We start from the raw sequence: 20,342 nt of genomic DNA, 5'->3' as shown, positions 1-20,342 counted from the left end.
CTGGCTGACATATTATTAATCCTTAGGAAAGATCTTCAACAGAATCAATTAAGGACAGACACGTTAAAGGATAATTTTCTGATGACAAAATTACCCCGTTTTTCATTCGCCTTTCTTCATCCCCGTTACTGGCTAAGCTGGGCCGGCATTGCCGCGCTGTGGCTCATCATGCTGCTCCCTTATCCGCTTCTGTTCAGAATCGGTCATTGCCTTGGTCGACTGGCGATGCGCCTGCTTCCCCGCCGCGTCGAAATTGCCCGCCGCAACCTGGAGCTTTGTTTCCCGGAGATGAAAAAGGCGGAGCGAGAGTCATTGCTGCAGCGTAATTTTGAATCGGTAGGAATGGGGGTGGTCGAGACCGGGATGGCATGGTTCTGGCCCGAGTGGCGGGTGAAGAAATACTTTACCGTGCGGGGTTATGAGCACATGGAAAAGGCCAGGGCGCAGGGAAAGGGCGTGGTGCTGGTGGGGATGCATTTTCTGACGCTTGAGCTGGGCGCGCGGATATTTGGCATGCTTAACCCGGGTATCGGGGTGTATCGTCCTAATAATAATGCCCTGCTGGACTGGCTTCAGACGCGCGGGCGCCTGCGTTCCAATAAAACCATGCTCGATCGTCATGATTTAAAGGGCATGATCCGCTCGCTGAAGCAAAATGAAATTTTGTGGTACGCCCCGGACCATGACTATGGCAAAACCAATAGCGTATTTGTGCCGTTCTTTGCGGTGCCGGATGCCGCGACGACCGCTGGAAGCTATATGCTGGTCAAAAGCGCTAAGCCTGCCGTCATTCCCTTTGTGCCGCGCCGCAAGGCGGATGGCACCGGTTACGAGCTGATCATTCTGGAAGATATCAGCGAGGCGTTGCAGGGCGGCGATAAAGAAGCCGTGGCGACGCAGATGAACAGGGCGATTGAACACGCTGTACGGATGGCGCCAGAACAGTATATGTGGCTGCACCGGCGCTTCAAAACGCGTCCTGAAGGTGTACCTGACCGGTATGACCGCCGCAAGAGCGTGGCCCCACGGGGTGATATTCTCTCCGCCAGCGATTTTTCTGATCGCTCAGGCATACAGCACTAAAGCCTCAGCGATGCCCTCACCCTGCGGTGAGGGCATGACCGTCGCTACAGCGCGGATCGGCGGTACGGCGCATAGTCCGCCTGCCACCACGTCTTCTCGATACGCGCCATCAACGTCTCATCATCTATCGCCGGTGCCACGCCCTGTTCAATCGCAGCCCGGGCGACGGCGACGGCAATCTGGCGTGAGACCGTTTCAATCTGAGCTACCGGCGGCAGCAATCCACCTTTTTCCGTGGTGACCAGAGGAGACTGCGCGGCCAGGCTGCGGCTTGCTGCCATCAGCATCTCTTCCGTGACCCGGCGCGCGTTACAGGCCAGAACGCCCAGCCCCAGACCAGGGAAGATATAGGCGTTATTACACTGGGCAATCTCGTAGTGTGCATTCTCCCAGAATACCGGCGCGAACGGGCTGCCGGTGGCCACCAGCGCGGCTCCCTGGGTCCAGGCGATAAGATCCTGAGGCTGGGCCTCCGCCCGCGACGTCGGGTTTGAGAGCGGCATGATAATCGGACGGGGGCAGTGGCGATGCATCTCTTTGACAATCTCTTCGCTGAACAGACCCGGCTGGCCTGAAACGCCGATCATCACCGTAGGATGCGCGTTCTTCACCACGTCCAGCAGGGAAATATTCTTCGCCTCTACCTGCCAGCGGCTAACGGCGTCGCGCGCGGTAAGCAGGTTTTTCTGGAAATCGAGCAGGTTGGTCATGTCGTCGGTCAGCAGACCGAAGCGATCGACCATGAAGATCCGGCTGCGCGCTTCGGACTCGCTCAGGCCGTCATCCACCATCAGCGCCACAATTTTTTCAGCGATCCCGCATCCGGCAGAACCACTGCCCAGGAAGACAACGCGCTGATCGCGAATGCGGGTGCCTGCCGCATGGGCCGCCGCCATCAGCGTACCTGCGGTGACCGCTGCCGTGCCCTGGATATCATCATTGAAGCAGCACAGCTGGTCGCGGTAGCGCTGGAGCAGGCGAGTTGCGTTTTTCTGCGCAAAGTCTTCAAACTGCAGGAGAACATTGGGCCAGCGTGCTTTCACGGTGCTGACAAACATATCCATAAACTCAGCGTATTGGTCGTCGCTGATGCGCGGATGACGCCAGCCCATGTACATCGGGTCGTCGAGGTGTTGCTGATTATTGGTGCCGACATCCAGCATAATCGGGAGGGTAGAGGCCGGATGGATCCCCCCGCAGGCGGTATACAGCGACAGCTTACCAATCGGGATGCCCATACCGCCGATACCCTGATCGCCAAGCCCTAAAATACGTTCCCCGTCCGTCACCACAATCACGCGAACGTCGTTGCGTGAAAAACTTTGCAGCATCTCATCAATACGATGACGGTTAGGCCATGAAATAAACAAGCCGCGCGCGCGGCGATAAATCGTAGAGAAATGCTCGCAGGCTTCACCGACCGTCGGGGTATAGATAATCGGTAACGTCTCTTTCAGATGCGAACGCAAGAGATTGTAAAAGAGAGTTTCATTGGTGTCCTGAATATTTCGCAGATAAACATGACGCGAGATATCGCTTTTGAAATGACAGAACTGTACCCAGGCGCGCTCGGTTTGTTCTTCAATGGTTTCAACGTTGTGCGGCAATAACCCATGCAGATTAAAATTATCACGCTCTTCTTTAATAAAAGCGAGTCCTTTATTTAATAGCGGATTCTCCAGCAATACGGCCCCATTGTAAGGGGTGTACAGAACTTCTTTCCGGGACATGGTTAACTCCTGAATTTTTTATATAAAACAGATTAAGAGATGAAATAGATCATAATGCCTTCGGTCACGACCCCGACGGCAGTACCAATTAATATGGAAGAGGATGCGGTATCAATATAGGTGTCGCTGCGTAAAGCAAACATCCCTGCGGCAATAGCGGAAGGCGTTGCGCCAATAATTACGACCTGCTGCAGTAAGGTATGACTCAGGCCAAAGGCGATCCCTGCGGCGGCCATCATTGCCGGCTGAATCAGGTTTTTAATACTGATATTGGTAAATGTCTGCACGTTCAGTTTTGGACGTTCACCGTAAAACAGCAGGCCGAGGGCAAACAGGGACAGTCCGCCGGAAACCTTGCCAACCATCTCAATAGGCATGCTGAGAATGGAAGGGATTTGCACACCGGCGAGACTGAGCAAGACGCCGGAGACCGGGATCCAGACGATAGGGTTGCGAGCCGCTTTGATGAGGTTTTGCACGATCATCGCCCCCGGGTGCAGCGCCTCCAGGCCATCATGACCGTTTTTATCACCCATACGAATCAGGACGATAGTCAGAGGGATCATGATAACGCTGGTGATAATGTTACCTATCAGCACACCGATAAATCCTTCCGGCCCAATCAATACCGCCAGGACCGGCGCGCCAAAGTAGGCCATATCAGGAAAGGCGCAAACCAGAGACTGAATGGCGCTGGTTTTGATATCGTGGCGAAAAACATAGCGTGAAATAAACAGCGTCAGTAAATACGACCCCATTAAACCGACAACCAGGACGGCCATAAAGGTCAGGTTTTTAATTTTATTGGGATCGGTATGCAATGCACCAATGAAAAGATGAAAAGGAAGGGCGAAACGAATCACCACGGTTGCCATGACGTTTGCATCTTCACGCCGGGAATATCCCAGCTTTCCACTTAGCCATCCAAGTAACATAATAAAGACGAGCGGAAACAGTGACTGTAATAGTAATGAAGGCATAGTATTTCCTGTAGGGTATTTTATGTGTTTTATTGCAGCGCTAATCTAGCGCTAATCTAGCGCTAATCTAGCGCTAATCTAGCGCTTAGATAGCAGGGCAGGAGTGACAAGTGTCACACTCTCTCTGGTTTTATTAATTTCAAAAAGATTGCATTAGTTGGATAAGTAATACTTTCGTTAAAAATTGATAAGACGCAAGAATGCGACATGAGTTGCCATAAATAACTTTAGTTACTTAACGCTGAATTAAGTTATTTAAAGGCAAAGAGCCGAATTGTTCACATTTCTCCCTGCAGGCCCGTGATAATTTCACCCTGAGCCTGTTTTTAGAAAAGGCCATCTAAATCATTATTTATATTTAAGAACATTTTTTCGTATCAGGAATAGTTTCAGTTATTCCTTTCTCTGTATATCCGAACACAATTTTCAGGTGATTATATGAAAGATAATCCTGTACCGACTTCTGAGCTGTCTACCTCGCGTTTTGCCTTTGGGCTCAACAATACCGAGGTGGGCACGGTCCCGTTGATGCTGTTCGTCGGGATTGCCGCGATTGTGGCGACATCCGCCTGGGCAGGGCTGCTGCCGAAAAATATGATAGGTGGCCTCGCGGTGATCATGACCCTCGGTTTCGCGTTTGCGAAAGTAGGGCGTCAAATCCCGGTGCTGAAAGATATCGGCGGCCCGGCGATCCTGTGCCTGATGGTGCCCTCCGTGCTGGTCTATTTTGGCGTATTCGGGAAACATACCCTTGATACCGTGCATCTGCTGATGAAAGAGGCGAACCTGCTCTATTTCGTGATTGCCTGCCTGGTGGTCGGCAGCATTCTGGGGATGAACCGGGTGCTGCTGATCCAGGGGATGATGCGCATGTTTGTTCCGCTGGTGGCGGGAACATGCATGGCCGTGCTGAGCGGCCTCATTGTGGGCTCACTGTTTGGTTATACGCCTTACCACACCTTCTTCTTCATCATTGTGCCCATCATTGGCGGCGGAATTGGCGAGGGCATTTTGCCGCTGTCCCTGGCCTATTCGGCAATACTGGGGCAGACGCCGGACGTCTACGTTGCACAGCTGGCACCCGCTGCGGTCGTCGGGAATATCTTCGCCATTATTTGTGCGGGCTCGCTGGCGCGTCTCGGCGCGAAACGTCCTGCGCTTTCGGGAAATGGCATGCTCACGCGGAGTAAAGACGACGCCAGCCTGTTTGCCGGAGCGCAAAGCACGCAGCAGACGGATTTTCATCTGATGGGCGGCGGGTTACTGATGGTGTGCGCGTTTTTCATCGTCGGCGGATTGTTTGAAAAACTGGTCCACATTCCCGGCCCGGTGCTGATGATCCTGATTGCTGTTCTGTGTAAATACTTCAGGGTGATCCCGGCCTCAATGGAGCAGGGCGCGCACAGTTGCTATAAATTCGTCTCGGCTGCGCTGGTCTGGCCGCTGATGATCGGCCTTGGGATGTTATACGTGCCGCTTGAGAGCGTGGTGTCGGTGTTCTCGGTAGGATACGTGGTGGTATGCGGTTCGGTTGTGATTGCAATGGCGTTGAGCGGCTACTTTATCGCGTCGCGTCTGAATATGTATCCTGTGGAAGCGGCTATTGTAACCTGCTGCCACAGCGGGCTGGGCGGAACGGGGGACGTGGCCATTTTGTCCGCGTCTAACCGGATGTCGCTCATGCCGTTCGCGCAGATCGCCACCCGCATCGGCGGCGCGTCGACGGTGATTTTCGCCACGCTGCTGATGGGCTGGATTATGGCGCACTGATTCGAAACGTCAGGATACTGAATCGCAACGACATTTTCAGGATGTCGCTGCGGTTCAGTCCTTTATAAATATCACCGTACTGTATAGAATTACCGCATCCACAGCGACGGGATACCACACGATGACCGGAAGAGTTGATTATCAGATTGAAAAATATCTCCTTACCGAAGCCGCCGAGCCGGAGCGCCTGACGCGCCAGTGGGCGGAGGTGATGGAAGAGTGTCGTGAGCAAAAGTCCGGGGCAGAGGAGCGGTTGCGTCTCGCGTTGCTTAATGTGGATTACGTCACCAGCTTCGAGCTGCCCTTCAGGCTACTTCTCACCCGTGCGCCCCAGTTAATAGACGTTGTCAGAAAAGAGCTTCAGCTCAGTCAGAAAAATGTTCTGTTTAACGGCAAGCGCTTTGGCTGCGTCTATAGCCTGAAAAGGGATCTCGATGGAATACCTGACGAGTTTACCTATCAGCTGAAAACGCGGATCCAGCGCAGTGACGCGACAGGATGTAATGAAGTGCCTTACAGGCAAATTGCCCAGCAGGTCAAAGCCCCAAAGGAACGTCTCAAGCTGGCGCTGGAAAACGGCCTGTCTGTGACGGCACTTGACGGGCTTTTCTGGTTTGGCATTCAGCGCATTGCGGCGGATGTACAGAGGTTAAGGAAAATGGGCGTGAGAATTGTGACGTCGGAGACCGAAGTCTTTGATACGCTGACAAAGACCAGCCGACGGATCCCCGTATATAGCCTTGCTCGCCCGGAATGAGTATTCGCCGCTGAGCGGTCGACTGCATCAAACATGACGGAAAATGGCGGCCAGTTTTTTTACAGCGTCTTCTATTTCCCTTTCCGTGTAAGCAGCAAATCCCATCAAAAAACCGGTGGACGCGGGGGGACCTGCATATAAATCGGTAAGCCCAAGTATATCAACACCCGCACGGCGGGCGGCGGTGGCTATCTCTTTCTCGGATATTCCGTGCTTGAGGTGACAAGGCATTTGCATTCCCCCCGCAGGCGTTTCAGAGGCAACATACTCAGAAAGATACGCATCCATCAGGCTTGCCAGCGTGTCGCGACGAGCAACATAAATTCCCCGCATCTTACGAACATAGGCACCAAAATGGCCTCCCTCCAGAAATTTAGCCAGCGTCAGCTGGGTTATTGAGGCGGTGTGACCATCCATCAATGTCCTCGCCATGGTAAAGGGCTCTGTCAATTCTGAGGGAACGATCATGTAGGCAATACGCAGCCCAGGGAACAGAGACTTGGTGAACGTGCCGATATAAATTGTCCGGTTGTACGTATCAAGCCCCTGAAGACTGGCCATAGGCTTACCTTCGTAGTGAAACTCACTGTCATAGTCATCCTCAATGATCCAGGCCCCGTAACGGTTTGCCCATTTGACAACTGACAGTCGTCGGTCAAGAGAGAGCGTCACCCCGGTAGGGTACTGATGAGAAGGCGTAAGGTATATCGCCCTGGCTGGCTCGGTCAGAGAATTAAGACCGTCAACCGAGATGCCTTTTTCATCAAGAGGAACCGGAATGCAGCGAAGTCCTGCGGCGTTGAACGCTTTGTGTGCCCCTTGATAGGAGGGATCTTCAATGACAATGCCGTCTCCGGCATCCATCAGCACGTGGGAACAGAGCGCAAGCGCCTGTTGAGAACTTGTCAGAACGATGATCTGTTCTGCCCTCGCACGCGTCCCGCGCTCAAGGTTGACATATTCCGCAATGGCCCGTCGCAGGTGCTCTATACCCTGTGGTGGACTTTGCTCTAATGCCTGATGCTGAAACTCCTTCAGGACCTGTCGCTGAAGACGCTCCCAGGTTGAAATGGGAAACATGCGGGTTTCTGGAATGCCGGGCGCAAGGGGACGAGGGGAGGAAAATTCGCGGATCCCGCCGCTTTCATAAACGATCTTACCTCGGACGCTGAGTTTTGCTTTTCGTATCTCAGCGGTTGGCTGATGCTGTCGAGGACGGGGTTTTAAAAAGCGCGCGCTGGAAGAGACGAAGCTCCCTCTGCCTGTTTGTCTCTCAATAAAACCTTCGGCATGCAGGCTGGAGTAGGCCACTTCTATGGTATCCCGGGAAACGCTGAGAGAAGCCGCCAGAGCGCGTGAAGCAGGAAGGGCCTTACCGTGAGATAATACCCCTTCCAGTATCAGCGTCCGTATTGCTCTCTGGATCCTTTCATGAAGCGGTAGCGATCCGTTAGCGGGGTCGATAATCCATGCCTTAACCGTTTCAAGCTGCGCGTGCTTAAACATTACGTTGTCCACTTTTCCTCTGTGTCTCTTGATTCTAAAGCAATACTGCATGCAGCAGGATGAAAAATTGGTCTGCTTTGATGGCGAGAATTGGCGGGGCAAAACGTGCCATTCAGCGAATACACTCTTCCTGAAACGAATAAACGGGTGAGAGAAGAGGCAATATGAACAGTACGATCGTGACAATTGAGGCAGTTAAAGAACGTGATTTTGAAAGCTGGATGCCACTATGGGGAAAATATCAGGCGTTTTACAACGTCGATCTGTCCGGGGCGATTACAGAACGAACCTGGCAACGATTTTTCAGCCCCGTTGAGCCGCTATTCTGCGTGGTGGCACGATGTAATGGAGAAATAGTGGGTTTTGCGCATTATCTCTTTCACCGTTCGACCTGGGCTGAGAGCGATTACTGCTACCTCGAAGATTTATATGTCTGCGAAGCTGTCAGGGGCAAACATATTGGCAAACAGTTAATAGAATATGTTCAGAGAGAAGCCAGAAAACATCATGCCAGTCATCTTTACTGGCATACGCATGAAGCCAACTATCGCGGGCAACGATTGTATGACTGGATTGCGAAAAAAAGTGGAATGATTGAATATCGTATGCAGGTAAGGTAAATCCCTTTGCTGACGATATGCCCCTTACATCATTAAGGGGCTTTAACCCGATATGCCCTTATGATTTAGCCTGTAAAAGTATCGCCATCAGCCCCGGAAAGCGGGCATCCAGATCCTCTCTGCGCAATGAAATCATGTTTTCTCGTCCCTGCGGACGCTGCCAGATCACGCCGCTGTCGCGCAATACGCGCCAGTGATGGGTCATCGTAGACTTAACCACATCTTCCGGGCGCAGCGCGTTACAGCTGAGTTCGCTGCCATCGGCCAGCCGGCGAATTATCGACAGCCGGAGCGGGTTGCCGAGGGCAAACAGCACATTTTCCAGCAGTATTTGTTCAGTTTCAGGGTGGTTTGGGATCATCGTTTTCCTGCGTATGGCGTCAGATTGAGCTATATCAACAATAGGTCAACCGTTAAAAAATAGTTCGATAATACTCGTACAATAGGACTATTATAGCAAACGAACGAATGCACGACCATCCTGGTCGTCACAGACAAGTCATAAGACTTAAGGAAATATCATGCCCCGACCCATCCCTCTCGAACGTTATCGCAACATCGGTATCTCCGCGCATATCGATGCCGGTAAAACCACCACCACTGAGCGCATCCTGTTTTATACCGGGATGAGCCACAAGCTGGGTGAAGTACACGATGGCGCGGCAACCACTGACTGGATGGCGCAGGAGCAAGAGCGCGGGATCACGATTACCTCCGCGGCGGTCAGCTGCTTCTGGCCGGGTATGGACAGAGGATATGAGCCGCACCGGATTAACATCATCGACACCCCGGGGCACGTGGATTTCACCATTGAAGTGGAACGTTCCATGCGCGTACTCGACGGTGCCGTGATGGTGTATGACTCCGTGGGCGGCGTGCAGCCGCAGTCAGAAACCGTCTGGCGTCAGGCCAATAAATATCACGTTCCGCGACTGGCCTTCGTCAACAAAATGGACCGTCCGGGTGCCGATTTCTTCCGCGTCGTGCGGATGATGCAGGAACGCCTGAAGGCCAATCCGGTGCCGATTGTCATCCCGGTGGGTGCTGAAGATCACTTCACCGGCGTGGTGGATCTCATCAAGATGCGCACCATTCTGTGGGACGATGCGACGCAGGGCATGGTGTTTACCTATGCGCCCGTGCCGGATGATTTAGTCAGCACCGCCCGGGAATGGCGGGAAAAAATGGTCTCTGCGGCGGCGGAAGCCAGCGATGAACTGATGGATAAGTACCTGGAGACGGGCGACCTGACGGAAGCGGAAATCATCAAAGGGTTGCGTATTCGCACCATCTCGGGCGAAATCCAGCCGATGCTGTGCGGCAGCGCGTTCAAGAATAAAGGCGTACAGCGCATGCTCGATGCGGTTATTGAGCTCATGCCGTCGCCGCTGGACGTGCCGGCCATTGATGGCGTGGATGAAAAAGGGCAGCATGCGGAGCGTCATCCGAGCGATGATGAGCCGTTCTCGGCCCTGGCGTTCAAGCTGATGAGCGACCCGTATGTCGGGCAGCTGACCTTTATCCGCGTGTACTCTGGCGTGCTGCGCAAAGGCGACGCGGTGTACAACCCGGTGAAAGGGAAGAAAGAGCGTATCGGACGTATTGTGCTGATGCATGCTAACGATCGCCACGAGGTGGACGAACTGCGTGCCGGGGATATCGCGGCCTGTGTCGGGCTTAAAGACGTGACCACCGGCGACACGCTCACCGATCCGAACGCCGTCATTACGCTTGAGCGTATGGAGTTCCCGGATCCGGTGATCTCGCTGGCGATTGAGCCGAAAACCAAAGGCGATCAGGAGAAAATGGGGATCGCGCTGCAGCGTCTGGCAACGGAAGACCCGTCTTTCCGCCTGCATACTGACGAAGAGTCCGGCCAGACCATTATCTCCGGGATGGGTGAGCTACACCTCGAGATTATCGTCGACCGCATGAAACGTGAGTTTGGCGTCGAGGCAAATATCGGTCGTCCGCAGGTGACCTATCGTGAAACCCTGCGTAAAACGGTGAAGGATATCGAAGGCAAATTTGTCCGTCAGTCCGGCGGTAAAGGCCAGTACGGTCATGTGGTGCTGAGCCTGGAGCCGCTGGAGCCCGGAAGTGGTTTTAAATTTGAAGATGCCACTAAGGGCGGCGTGGTGCCGCGTGAGTATATCCCGTCCGTTGAGAAAGGGCTGCGGGAAGCAATGAACAGCGGGGTACTGGCAGGCTATCCGGTCGTCGATGTCAAAGCGACGCTGACGTTTGGCTCGTATCACGATGTCGACTCCTCGGAGATGGCCTTTCGCATGGCGGCGATCCTCGGTTTCAAAGAGGGCGCCCGCAGGGCGGATCCGGTGATCCTTGAGCCGATCATGCACGTGGAGGTGGAAACACCGGAAGAGTACGCCGGTAACATTATGGGCGATCTCTCTTCACGACGCGGCATGGTGCAGGGGATGGCGGAGCAGTACGGCAGCCAGATTATTCGTGCTGACGTGCCGCTGGCAGAGATGTTTGGCTATGCCACCACATTGCGTTCGATGTCCCAGGGACGCGCGACGTATACGATGGAGTTCCATCATTTTGCGGAAGCCCCGCGGAATGTTGCGGATGAGATTATTTCACGACGTGCGAAGTAGTTAATGAATTGCACACGGTAGCCGCTGGGTTACCGTGTGCTTTTGCCGCTGTAGCAGAGGGCTTTCATATCCGATTATTACTTGATCAGCGTGGCCGATCGAACTTTCCATTTCCCTTCTTCCTGAACGAGACAATCTGCTACAACGTGATCTTGTTTCTTACCAAATGCGAGATAGACGTTTGTGCAAACGGCATCAAAATCAGAGTGTAAGACGGTTATCTGATTCCAGTCTTCATCCCAGTCCTGCGATTTGATGAACATATCAGCATCGGGCATGTCTTTTTCGTTACTGTCGCCAGAGTACATTTCTTTAATCGCTGCAATGGTCCCTGAGGCAACATATTCATTCATGATGTCTGGTTTCAGCACCGGCGGTTTGTCCTGATTCAGCTGAGCGATATACCATTGATTGAATTTAAGTGCTGCCTGGTCTGGTGAAGAGATGCTATCTGCGACCGCGAAGGGAGACAGGGCTAAAAGAAAAAAGCAGAGTGTTTTCATTAGTCATGCCTGAACAGTTCGTAATGGGGCTGTATGTTTCGGTAAGCCTGTCCTGAATACAGAGTGCGTTGTACAAAATCACTTATCCATTGCTGACCATCGTATATGCAAACGTGCCCGCTATCGTGACCCACAATATTTTGGATAACGGCTACGTCACCGGCATGAGGTTGATCGTATACCAGGCGGAATCCAGCGTTGACCAATGTACGCCCCATGTCTTTTGCCAGACGCGTATTGGGGATTTTTAATCTTCCCCCCGTTCTGATCGCTTCGGTGACGTAGTGAGCACAATACCCCGTGCTCTTAGGTTGGGCGTGTGATTTGGCATATGAGATTGCGCCATCTTTATTCCATGTCATTGATATTTCCTTAATGCGAGAATGCTAATGCAGCAACTCCGGAAATATCCTCCGTTTTACCACGCAATAGTAAACATAAAATGCCATAGAAATTTAATATAATTCAGTAAGATATCATTTAGAAAATCAATCCAGCGCCTTCACCATCTTCCCACTCGCCACAAATGTCCCGGCTCCAAGATGATGCAGGGTATTCAGCTTATCCTCGTCAAACTGCCAGCGTCCGGCGACAAACGCGCGTTCATCGGCTGCCGCTGAAACCACTTCTCCAAACAGCGTATCGTATTTTTCTGCCGCAGAAGTTACAGGTAATAACCGACACTCCATCCACGCCAGACATTTTTCTTCAATCACCGGCAGGCCAAGTTCAGGACCGTTCACGACCGGGATCCCGTAGCAGTTGAATTTGTCTTCATCGCGCCCGCTGACGCTGCCGACCGCGTAAGTCCAGTTGGCCGCCGCCACGCCGGGGATGACGATGCCAAATTTCCCACTGCGTTCAATCAGCTCGCGCGACCAGGTACTTTTGTCCACCACGATTGCGATGCGCGGCGGCTCAAACTCAACGGGCATTGACCATGCGGCGGCCATCACGTTGCGTCTGTCGAGGCTTTCATCCCGACTGGTGATAAGCACAGTAGGGCCGTGGTTCAGCAGACGGCTGGCATGACGTAATTCAACAGGGCGAAAGTGGCTCATAGGATCTCCTCATCTACATCGATGAGTATGACGAAAAAGCACGTAAATCAAAGTGAGTGCGTAAAATTAGTTTATAAACAGAACATCACAATCAAAGGAAACTGATTAATGTCCCCATTCCTGACCGCCTATTTCGCCCGCATCGGCTGGACGCAACCGACCGCTGTTGATATTGATACCCTGCGCGCGCTGCATTTACATCACAACTGTGCGATCCCTTTTGAGAATATGGATGTCGTTCTGCCACGCGAAATCCAGCTTGACGATCGGTGCCTGGTCGACAAGCTGGTCACCGCGCGTCGCGGAGGGTACTGCTTTGAGCAAAACGGTCTGTTCGAACGCGTATTGCGTGAGGTCGGGTTTACCGTGCGTAGCGTACTGGGACGCGTGGTATTAGCGAGTCCGACGCAAATGCCGCCGCGCACGCACCGCCTGCTGCTGGTTGAGCTTAACGGCGAGCGCTGGATTGCGGACGTGGGGTTTGGCGGCCAGACGCTGACGGCGCCGATTCGTCTGCTCGCCAGTGAAGAACAAGATACGCCGCACGGGCTGTATCGTCTGCTGAGCGAGGGTAATGACTGGGTGCTGCAGTTCCGTCACCACGAGCACTGGCAGTCGATGTACCAGTTTGACCTGACGACACAGTATTTCAGTGATTACGTGATGGGGAATTTCTGGTCAGCGCACTGGCCGCAGTCGCACTTCCGTCATCATCTGTTGATGTGCCGCCATCTGCCTGACGGCGGCAAGCTGACGTTAACTAACTTCAACTTTACCCACTGGCAGAATGGCCATGTGGAGGAGCAGATCCACTTGCCGGATGCTGAGTCGCTTTACCAACTGATGCGGGAACGCTTTGGGCTGGGCGTTGACGATCCTAAGCACGGTTTTTCACTTGCAGAGTTGACGGCAGTGATGGCCGGTTTCGATACACATCCTCAGGCGGGAAAATAATGCGGAAAGGGGCCTCAGCCCCTTTGTCGTATCATGGCTTACAGTTGAGTAAACTTGCCGATCCACGGGCTGTTGTTTTCCGCTGACCACAGCTGAACAAGCAGCTCTCTGAATTTTTCCGCCGCCGGGCTGAGAGGGGTTTCCCGGCGCTGTACCAGCCCCAGCGTTCGTCGGATAACCGGTTCTATCAGCGGGCGGCTGACAAGGACATGATGTTCATCGGTTGGCATCGCCAGACTCGGCACAACAGACACCCCGAGACCCGCCTCTACCATCCCCAGCGACGTTGAAAGATGACGCACCTCGTAAAACCAGTTCGGTTTCCAGTCCATCTTTTCGAAAGCCTGATCGATAAGCGAACGGTTTCCGCTGGAGCGCCTGACGCCAATCAGCTTCATGCCTGCCAGATCGTCCCAGGTGACCAGCGGTTTTTTTGCCAGCGGATTATCCCGTCGGCATGCCAGGACAAAGGGTTCGTTCACCAGCGGCGCAAAATCGATATTGGGATGTGTGATGTTTATCATATTTATGCCGAAATCTGCGTCGCCATTTAACACCGCTTCGAGACAATCGCTGGCGCTGTGCTCAAGTATGCGAATACGGATGTTTGGGTAGTCATTGTTATAATCTCGTATCACGGAAGGCAGAAAATAGAACGCGGCAGTTGGAATACAGGAAACGGTAATAACCCCTGCCTGATGCGTCGCCATCTCTTTAATACTCAGGATCGAGCTTTCATAAAAATCGATTAAATTCTTTGCCTTAGGTAAAAATTCCCGTCCCACAGTTGTGAGCTTAACGCTGCGCGTGGAACGTTCAAACAGCGTGGTCCCCAGGCTCTCTTCCAGCTTCTGAATTCTGCGTGTTAAAGCTGGTTGTGAAATGTGAAGAAATTGAGATGCTTTTGTAAAACATCCGATTTCTGCAATTTTTACAAACGCTTGTATTCCCTGTAATTCATGCTGCATATCCGCACCTGATTATTGTTTTCCTAAATCCACGATAACGTAAGGGCTATTAATACGCAAAGCGTATTAATCCTGCTTTTTTCGACATTAGAGTTATCAACAGGAGTGTGAAAACCTAATTGCGTTCCTGATAAACGCGAAATGAGAAAAAGACATGTTAAAGATCCCTTGCGTATTAATGCGTGGCGGTACCTCCAAAGGCCCGGTCATTCTGGCCAGCGACCTGCCAGCGGAAACCGAAGCGCGTGATGCAGTTTTACTCAGCCTGATGGGCGCTGGGCATGAACTCGAAATTGATGGTATTGGCGGGGGAAGTCCGCAAACCAGTAAGGTGGCGATCGTCAGTCCGTCCGACAGTCCGGACGCGGATGTGGATTATCTGTTCGCACAAGTGATGGTGAACGAACGTCGCGTTGATACCACGCCGAACTGCGGCAATATGCTCTGTGCCGTGGGCCCCTTTGCCATTGAAAAGGGGCTGGTCAAGGCGCAAAGCCCGGTGACGACGGTGCGTATCCGCAATCTGAACACCGGAACGCTGGTCGATGCCGAAGTACAAACGCCTGATTATCGCGTCGTTTATGAAGGCGAAACTCAAATCGACGGTGTCCCGGGTACAGCGGCACCGATAGGCTTAACCTTCCTGAATTCTGCGGGTTCCAAAACGGGAAAACTGCTGCCGACCGGTAGCGTGACAAACGTGTTCGACGGTATTGAAGTCACCTGTATTGATATGGCGATGCCGATGGTTTTGATTGACGCGTCGGCGCTGGGCAAAACAGGCGGGGAGTCACCTGTAGAATTAGATGGCGATAGGGCGTTTAAGGAAAGGCTGGAGAACCTGCGCCGTCAGGCTGGCGAGGCGATGGGCTTAGGGGATGTATCCAACAAAGTGATCCCTAAACCGGTTCTTCTTAGCCGGGCGCGTAACGGCGGAACGCTTCAGGTGCGTTATTTCATGCCGCATACCTGCCATAAATCACTGGCGATTACCGGCTCGATTGGTATTTCGACCGCGACGCTTATTGAAGGCTCCGTCGCCGCGAAAATTGTTGCCGATCGTCCAAAGGAACGTTTTACCAACATTATCGATATTGAACACCCAAGTGGAAAAATATCGGTGTCATTGCTAAGAGAGGATGACAATATCGAAAATACCCGTGCTGCGGTTATTCGAACTTCACGAAAGTTATTTGAAGGTGTGGTTTGTGTACCTGAAAAAATGCTCTCTGAAGTTGATTGAATAAAGTCTCAAATAAAAAATTAACCATCTTAAATAATACATTCTGTACCTTAACTATAATACTGAGGTTATTATGGCGTTAACGCATGCTAACAATACCCTGAAAGCACCCGATCCGGCAAAAGCCAGCGCAAATATTCGCGTGATTCTGGCCCTGGCTTTATCCGGACTTGCGGAGCTGGCTTCGTTGTTTTTTATCCAACCACTGCTGCCGATGCTTGCTGTGGAATATAATGTCCCGGTCAGCCAGGTGAGTATTATCTTATCCGCAGAAACGGCATTGCTGGCAATTGGACTGCTGTTTACCGGAACATTATCCGATCACTACGGCAGGAAGCGGTTAATTATTGTCTCTCTCCTGTTGGGCGGCATTCTGACGCTGCTCTGCCCGCTGGTTCAATCCTGGGCAATGCTGGTGGCGCTGCGTGCGGTGATTGGTCTGGCACTGAGCGGCATCGCTGCGGCAGCAACGGCCTATATCAGCGAAGAGGTCGCACCGGTGGCGGCAGGCATCGTGACGGGATACTTTGTTTTCGGTAACTCAATGGGCGGCATGTCCGGGCGTATTGTGGCTAGCCAGCTGATCGACCACGTTTCAATCAATGTGATCTTTTACGGGTTTGCGGTCAGTCTGATTGCAGTTGCCATTCTGGTGAAGTTCCTGCTGCCGGAATCGAAAAACTTTACGCCTACGCAGAACCTTAACGTTATGCGTATGGTGAAAGGGGCGGCATCGCATTTCAAAAACAAAAATCTGGCGCTGGCGTTTGTCATCAGCTTCATTATTTTCGGCGCATTTACATCACTGTATAACTATCTGGCCTTCTTCCTGAAAGGCGAGCCGTTCCATATTTCACCGGCAAACGCGGGTCTGCTTTCCTTTAGCTTCGCCCTGAGTTTCTTTACGGCGCCACAGGCTGGTCGCTTATCGGCGAAATATGGCGCAATGAAAGTCTTGCGCGTGCTGTTCCTGGTGATGGCCTTAGGGATGCTGCTGACGCTGACGTCGAATGTCGTCACCTTTATTGTTGGCGCTGTGATTTTTACCGGCTGTTTCTTCGGCTGCCATTCTATCGGTTTAAGCTGGGTCAGTAAAAATGCCACGCACGCAAGAGGCCAGGCCGTCGCGCTCTATTTATTCTTCTACTACATGGGCGGTTCGGTGATTGGTTTTATCAACGGTTTTGTCTTCCATTCAATGGGCTGGCAGGGAATGACCGGATTTATTCTGGCATTACTTGGCGTTGGCGTAGTCGTGGCTACGTATCTGGCATCCGGTAATAAGCAGGTACTGGTTCCAGCGCAGTCAGCAGAATAAATAGCATGACAATGTGTTCACGCCCTGGGTGTGAACACAGAATGAGTACGAATATCAATCAGGTATCATTATGAAATTAGCAAGTTATATTCATCAGGGCCGCAAAAGCTACGGGATTTATACGCAACACGGCATTATCGATTTGGGTAATAAAATCGGCCATCAATATGCGACATTGAAAGATCTCCTTCAATGGGATGCGGTCGAGGTTGCCAGACAATATCACGATTACCCTGTGGATATTATGCCTGAAGACATTACCTTCCTGCCCGTTATAGAAGAGCCTGGAAAAATTTTCTGCGTGGGAATGAATTACGCTGAAAAACGAAAAGAGTTTGCTGAGACGAATAATGCGCCGACGCTCTTTATTCGTTTTCCAGACTCGCAAACGGGCCACGCGCGGCCAGTCATGAAACCAGTTCTCTCAAGTGAATTTGATTATGAAGGTGAGCTGGCTGTCATCATCGGCAAGTCTGGCAGCGGCATTGACGCTAAAGAAGCGCTCGGCCATGTCGCGGGCTACAGCTGCTATATGGACGGCTCCGTCCGCGACTGGCAGCACGCCTGGTTCACCGCCGGTAAAAACTGGAAGCAGACCGGCGCCTTCGGCCCCTATATGACCACGGCGGATGAGATCCCCGATCCTCACGCGTTGACCATCCACACCTGGCTGAACGGCATGCTGGTTCAGAATGATTCCACCGGCAGCATGATCCACAAAGTCGCGGATCTCATCGCCTATATCAGTACGTTCACCTCCCTCAGCGCCGGGGACGTCATTATCACCGGCTCGCCCGGTGGCGTCGGGAAAAAACGTAATCCGCCTCTGTTTATGCGCGATGGCGATCGTGTCGAAGTCGAAATCGAAAACATTGGCCGCCTGATGAACACCATCGTGGAAGCGCAACCCCAGCAGCAAGAATTGACCGTCTAAACGCTCAGGAGAGAGACGATGTACACCGCCACAGCGCCAGAATTTGAGGTGATTAACGCCGGTAACGCGAAGGCCAGAGAGGAGGTTGCCTGTTTTCTGGCCCGCAACGGTTTAGGCATTGATAACGATATCGAGCAATTTATCGTTGCGCGCGATCGGCGTCAGCTTGTTGCCTGCACCGGTATTGCGGGTAACACGCTAAAGTGCATTGCCGTGGATGCCGTGTGGCGGGGCACGTCGTTAAGCCTGACGTTAATTCATGAGGCCGAGCTTCTGGCGGCACAAAACGGCGAACATCAGCTCTTTCTTTTTACCTGCCCGGATAACGTAAAGTCGTTTCGCGGATGCGGGTTTTACCCGCTGGTGACAGTCGAGAATTGTGCGGCATTAATGGAGAATACGCCGGTCGGTATTCATCGTTACTGCAGCCAGCTGCGTCGCCATCATTTCGTGCCGGGGCAAAACATTGGCGCGATCGTGATGAACGCCAATCCATTCACCCTGGGCCATCAATATCTAATCGAGCATGCGGCACGCCAGTGCGACTGGCTGCATGTTTTCGTTGTTCAGGAAGATGTCTCCGCTTTTTCGTTTAAAGAACGGTTTGCGATGGTCAGGAACGGATCGCAGCATCTCCCTAATGTCACGGTTCATCCGGGGTCTGCGTATATTATTTCCCGCGGCACATTCCCGGGCTATTTCCTGAAGGAAAAGCAGGTTATTGATAAAGCCTACGCTGCCATTGATCTCATGCTTTTCAGAAATTACATCGCCCCCGCGCTGAATATTAACCATCGTTTTGTCGGTACCGAACCGTTTTGCCCGTTAACCGCGGAGTATAACCGGGCGATGCATCGCTGGCTGGAAGATGAAACGAGTACGGCGGCCCGTATTAGTGTGCAAGAAATAGAAAGAAAAACCGATGGCAATAATGTTCCGGTGTCGGCTTCAGCCGTTCGTCGTTTATTGAATGAAAACAAAATCTCTGCCGCCAGCCGTATGGTGCCGGCCACCACGCGCGCGTTTCTGAATAAAGAGGTACAGCATCAGCCTTGTTTATCCGAACCGATGTCGGCAGCGGTTTAACCGCATGATCACAGGAAAATTGATATGAAAATTGTGCAAGCCGCAATGGCGGGGACGCTGGAGTCCAGCGACCTGATGGTGAAGGTGAGTCCCGTCGAGAGCGGGCTGGATGTGGTCATCCAGAGCGAAGTGTATAAGCAATTTGGCGAACGTATTACAGAGGTTGTCAATGAAACCCTGGCTTCGTTCAACATCGAGCAGGGGCTGATCGTCGTTGATGATAAAGGCGCGCTGGATTGCGTGATCCGCGCCCGCGTGCAGGCTGCTCTGCTCAGAGGAATGGTCCGGGAAGACATCACATGGGAAACGTTATAATGAAAAAGTTACGCCGCAGTATGTTATTTATTCCCGGTTCAAGTGCCGCCATGCTTTCGACGGCATTTATCTATAAACCTGACTCCATAATGTTTGATCTGGAAGATGCCGTCGCGTTAAAAGAAAAAGACAGCGCCCGTCTTCTGGTATTTCATGCCCTGCAACATCCTATGTACAACGATATTGAAACCGTTGTCAGAATTAATCCTTTGAATACGCCTTTTGGATTAAAAGATCTCGAAGCCGCCGTCAGGGCGGGTGTCGATGTCATTCGTTTACCCAAAACCGACTCCCCGGAAGATATTCATCAGCTCGAACGTGAAATCGTCCGCATCGAAGAAACCTGTGGACGTCCCGTTGGCTCAACCAAATTAATGGCGGCGATAGAATCTGCCGTGGGCGTGATTAATGCTGTCGCCATTGCGAAGTCCTCCGACCGCTTAATGGGTATTGCGCTGGCCGCCTTTGACTACGTGATGGATATGCAAACAGAGCGGGGCGACGGGACAGAGCTCTTCTATGCCCGGTGCGCCGTATTACATGCCGCGCGCGGGGCCGGTATTGACGCCTTCGACGTGGTATACGCCGATGTGAATGATGAGGCCGGTTTCCTGAAAGAAGTGGATCTCATCCGCCGGATGGGCTTCAACGGAAAATCACTGATTAATCCGCGCCAAATTGAAATTCTTCATAACGCCTACGCGCCAACGCAGGAAGAAGTGGACTACGCCGAGCGCGTGATTGCCGCCGCAGAGGAGGGGGAACGCAACGGACTGGGGGTGATTTCGCTGAACGGCAAAATGATCGATGCGCCAATCATCAACCATGCCCGCGTGGTGATCGAACGCAAAAATGCCTCCGGCATTCGTCAGTAATCCCCTATTGCAAGCGAC

Annotated in this window: 20 protein-coding genes; 12 read left to right on the top strand and 8 right to left on the bottom strand. The window is 52.4% G+C overall.

Annotated elements, in window-relative coordinates; translation table 11 throughout:
* The first annotated feature begins 81 nt into the window (after positions 1 to 81).
* Positions 82 to 1,083, top strand: a complete 1,002-nt coding sequence (locus OTG14_RS08050) for a Kdo(2)-lipid IV(A) acyltransferase (RefSeq protein WP_267214888.1) — start codon at positions 82 to 84, stop codon at positions 1,081 to 1,083.
* A 44-nt stretch (positions 1,084 to 1,127) separates the two neighbouring features.
* Here the strand turns inward: OTG14_RS08050 and OTG14_RS08045 are convergent, their stop codons facing one another.
* Complete coding sequence (locus OTG14_RS08045; protein WP_267214887.1) at positions 1,128 to 2,813, bottom strand: NAD-dependent malic enzyme; 1,686 nt, start codon at positions 2,811 to 2,813, stop codon at positions 1,128 to 1,130.
* 32 nt (positions 2,814 to 2,845) lie between these two features.
* Positions 2,846 to 3,793: an AEC family transporter gene (locus OTG14_RS08040; protein WP_024909596.1), complete on the bottom strand. Its 948-nt coding sequence runs from the start codon at positions 3,791 to 3,793 to the stop codon at positions 2,846 to 2,848.
* A 438-nt stretch (positions 3,794 to 4,231) separates the two neighbouring features.
* Here OTG14_RS08040 and OTG14_RS08035 point away from each other — a divergent pair, with 438 nt between their 5' ends.
* Together OTG14_RS08035 and OTG14_RS08030 are read left to right on the top strand one after the other, a co-directional pair.
* Complete coding sequence (locus tag OTG14_RS08035) at positions 4,232 to 5,563, top strand: 2-hydroxycarboxylate transporter family protein (RefSeq protein WP_033145663.1); 1,332 nt, start codon at positions 4,232 to 4,234, stop codon at positions 5,561 to 5,563.
* Between the two features lie 121 nt (positions 5,564 to 5,684).
* Positions 5,685 to 6,320 carry an ECs1377 family protein gene (locus OTG14_RS08030; protein ID WP_024909594.1) on the top strand — a complete coding sequence of 212 codons (636 nt, stop codon included), beginning with the start codon at positions 5,685 to 5,687 and terminating at the stop codon, positions 6,318 to 6,320.
* 27 nt (positions 6,321 to 6,347) lie between these two features.
* Here the strand turns inward: OTG14_RS08030 and pdxR are convergent, their stop codons facing one another.
* A complete protein-coding gene (pdxR, locus tag OTG14_RS08025; protein WP_267214886.1) occupies positions 6,348 to 7,826 on the bottom strand; it encodes a MocR-like pyridoxine biosynthesis transcription factor PdxR in 1,479 nt (492 codons plus the stop codon).
* A 164-nt stretch (positions 7,827 to 7,990) separates the two neighbouring features.
* On the opposite strand from pdxR, the gene OTG14_RS08020 reads away from it, so the two are divergent.
* Positions 7,991 to 8,446 (top strand): GNAT family N-acetyltransferase, encoded by a 456-nt coding sequence (locus OTG14_RS08020; RefSeq protein WP_090416782.1) that lies wholly within the window; start codon positions 7,991 to 7,993, stop codon positions 8,444 to 8,446.
* 58 nt (positions 8,447 to 8,504) lie between these two features.
* Here the strand turns inward: OTG14_RS08020 and OTG14_RS08015 are convergent, their stop codons facing one another.
* On the bottom strand, positions 8,505 to 8,807 hold the full coding sequence (locus OTG14_RS08015; RefSeq protein WP_024909591.1) for an ArsR/SmtB family transcription factor: 303 nt from the start codon (positions 8,805 to 8,807) through the stop codon (positions 8,505 to 8,507).
* Positions 8,808 to 8,967: 160 nt separating this feature from the next.
* On the opposite strand from OTG14_RS08015, the gene fusA reads away from it, so the two are divergent.
* The gene (fusA, locus tag OTG14_RS08010; protein ID WP_267214885.1) at positions 8,968 to 11,067 is read left to right on the top strand and encodes an elongation factor G; all 2,100 of its coding nucleotides are present in this window, start codon (positions 8,968 to 8,970) and stop codon (positions 11,065 to 11,067) included.
* A gap of 77 nt (positions 11,068 to 11,144) precedes the next feature.
* On the opposite strand, the gene OTG14_RS08005 is transcribed toward fusA, so the two are convergent.
* The 3 genes from OTG14_RS08005 to OTG14_RS07995 form a co-directional block, all read right to left on the bottom strand.
* Positions 11,145 to 11,570, bottom strand: a complete 426-nt coding sequence (locus OTG14_RS08005; protein WP_061715058.1) for a DUF3828 domain-containing protein — start codon at positions 11,568 to 11,570, stop codon at positions 11,145 to 11,147.
* Positions 11,570 to 11,932: a CHAP domain-containing protein gene (locus tag OTG14_RS08000; protein ID WP_267214884.1), complete on the bottom strand. Its 363-nt coding sequence runs from the start codon at positions 11,930 to 11,932 to the stop codon at positions 11,570 to 11,572. Before OTG14_RS08000 ends, OTG14_RS08005 begins: the two co-directional genes overlap by 1 nt.
* 126 nt (positions 11,933 to 12,058) lie before the next feature.
* Positions 12,059 to 12,631 (bottom strand): flavin reductase family protein, encoded by a 573-nt coding sequence (locus OTG14_RS07995; RefSeq protein ID WP_248237736.1) that lies wholly within the window; start codon positions 12,629 to 12,631, stop codon positions 12,059 to 12,061.
* Between the two features lie 108 nt (positions 12,632 to 12,739).
* Here OTG14_RS07995 and nhoA point away from each other — a divergent pair, with 108 nt between their 5' ends.
* Entirely contained in the window at positions 12,740 to 13,585 is an 846-nt protein-coding gene (gene nhoA, locus OTG14_RS07990) for an N-hydroxyarylamine O-acetyltransferase (RefSeq protein WP_267214883.1), read from the top strand.
* Between the two features lie 38 nt (positions 13,586 to 13,623).
* Here nhoA and OTG14_RS07985 read toward each other — a convergent pair whose 3' ends face one another.
* Entirely contained in the window at positions 13,624 to 14,553 is a 930-nt protein-coding gene (locus OTG14_RS07985) for a LysR family transcriptional regulator (protein ID WP_090416788.1), read from the bottom strand.
* A gap of 154 nt (positions 14,554 to 14,707) precedes the next feature.
* Between OTG14_RS07985 and OTG14_RS07980 the strand changes: the two genes are divergently transcribed.
* The 6 genes from OTG14_RS07980 to citE all read left to right on the top strand — a co-directional run bounded on the left by OTG14_RS07980 (position 14,708) and on the right by citE (position 20,324).
* Entirely contained in the window at positions 14,708 to 15,796 is a 1,089-nt protein-coding gene (locus OTG14_RS07980; RefSeq protein ID WP_267214882.1) for a 4-oxalomesaconate tautomerase, read from the top strand.
* A gap of 73 nt (positions 15,797 to 15,869) precedes the next feature.
* Positions 15,870 to 17,114 (top strand): MFS transporter, encoded by a 1,245-nt coding sequence (locus OTG14_RS07975; RefSeq protein WP_032647424.1) that lies wholly within the window; start codon positions 15,870 to 15,872, stop codon positions 17,112 to 17,114.
* Between the two features lie 70 nt (positions 17,115 to 17,184).
* Entirely contained in the window at positions 17,185 to 18,048 is an 864-nt protein-coding gene (locus OTG14_RS07970) for a fumarylacetoacetate hydrolase family protein (protein WP_237423098.1), read from the top strand.
* An 18-nt stretch (positions 18,049 to 18,066) separates the two neighbouring features.
* Positions 18,067 to 19,134 (top strand): [citrate (pro-3S)-lyase] ligase, encoded by a 1,068-nt coding sequence (gene citC, locus OTG14_RS07965; protein WP_267214881.1) that lies wholly within the window; start codon positions 18,067 to 18,069, stop codon positions 19,132 to 19,134.
* Positions 19,135 to 19,158: 24 nt separating this feature from the next.
* Positions 19,159 to 19,449 carry a citrate lyase acyl carrier protein gene (gene citD / locus OTG14_RS07960; protein ID WP_248271954.1) on the top strand — a complete coding sequence of 97 codons (291 nt, stop codon included), beginning with the start codon at positions 19,159 to 19,161 and terminating at the stop codon, positions 19,447 to 19,449.
* Positions 19,449 to 20,324 (top strand): citrate (pro-3S)-lyase subunit beta, encoded by an 876-nt coding sequence (citE, locus tag OTG14_RS07955; protein ID WP_237423100.1) that lies wholly within the window; start codon positions 19,449 to 19,451, stop codon positions 20,322 to 20,324. The genes citD and citE overlap by 1 nt, the downstream gene beginning before the upstream one ends.
* Positions 20,325 to 20,342 lie beyond the last annotated feature (18 nt).

Source organism: Enterobacter pseudoroggenkampii, from assembly GCF_026420145.1.
Taxonomy (GTDB): Bacteria; Pseudomonadota; Gammaproteobacteria; order Enterobacterales; family Enterobacteriaceae; genus Enterobacter; species Enterobacter pseudoroggenkampii.
This window is presented reverse-complemented; position numbering and strand designations above follow the sequence as displayed.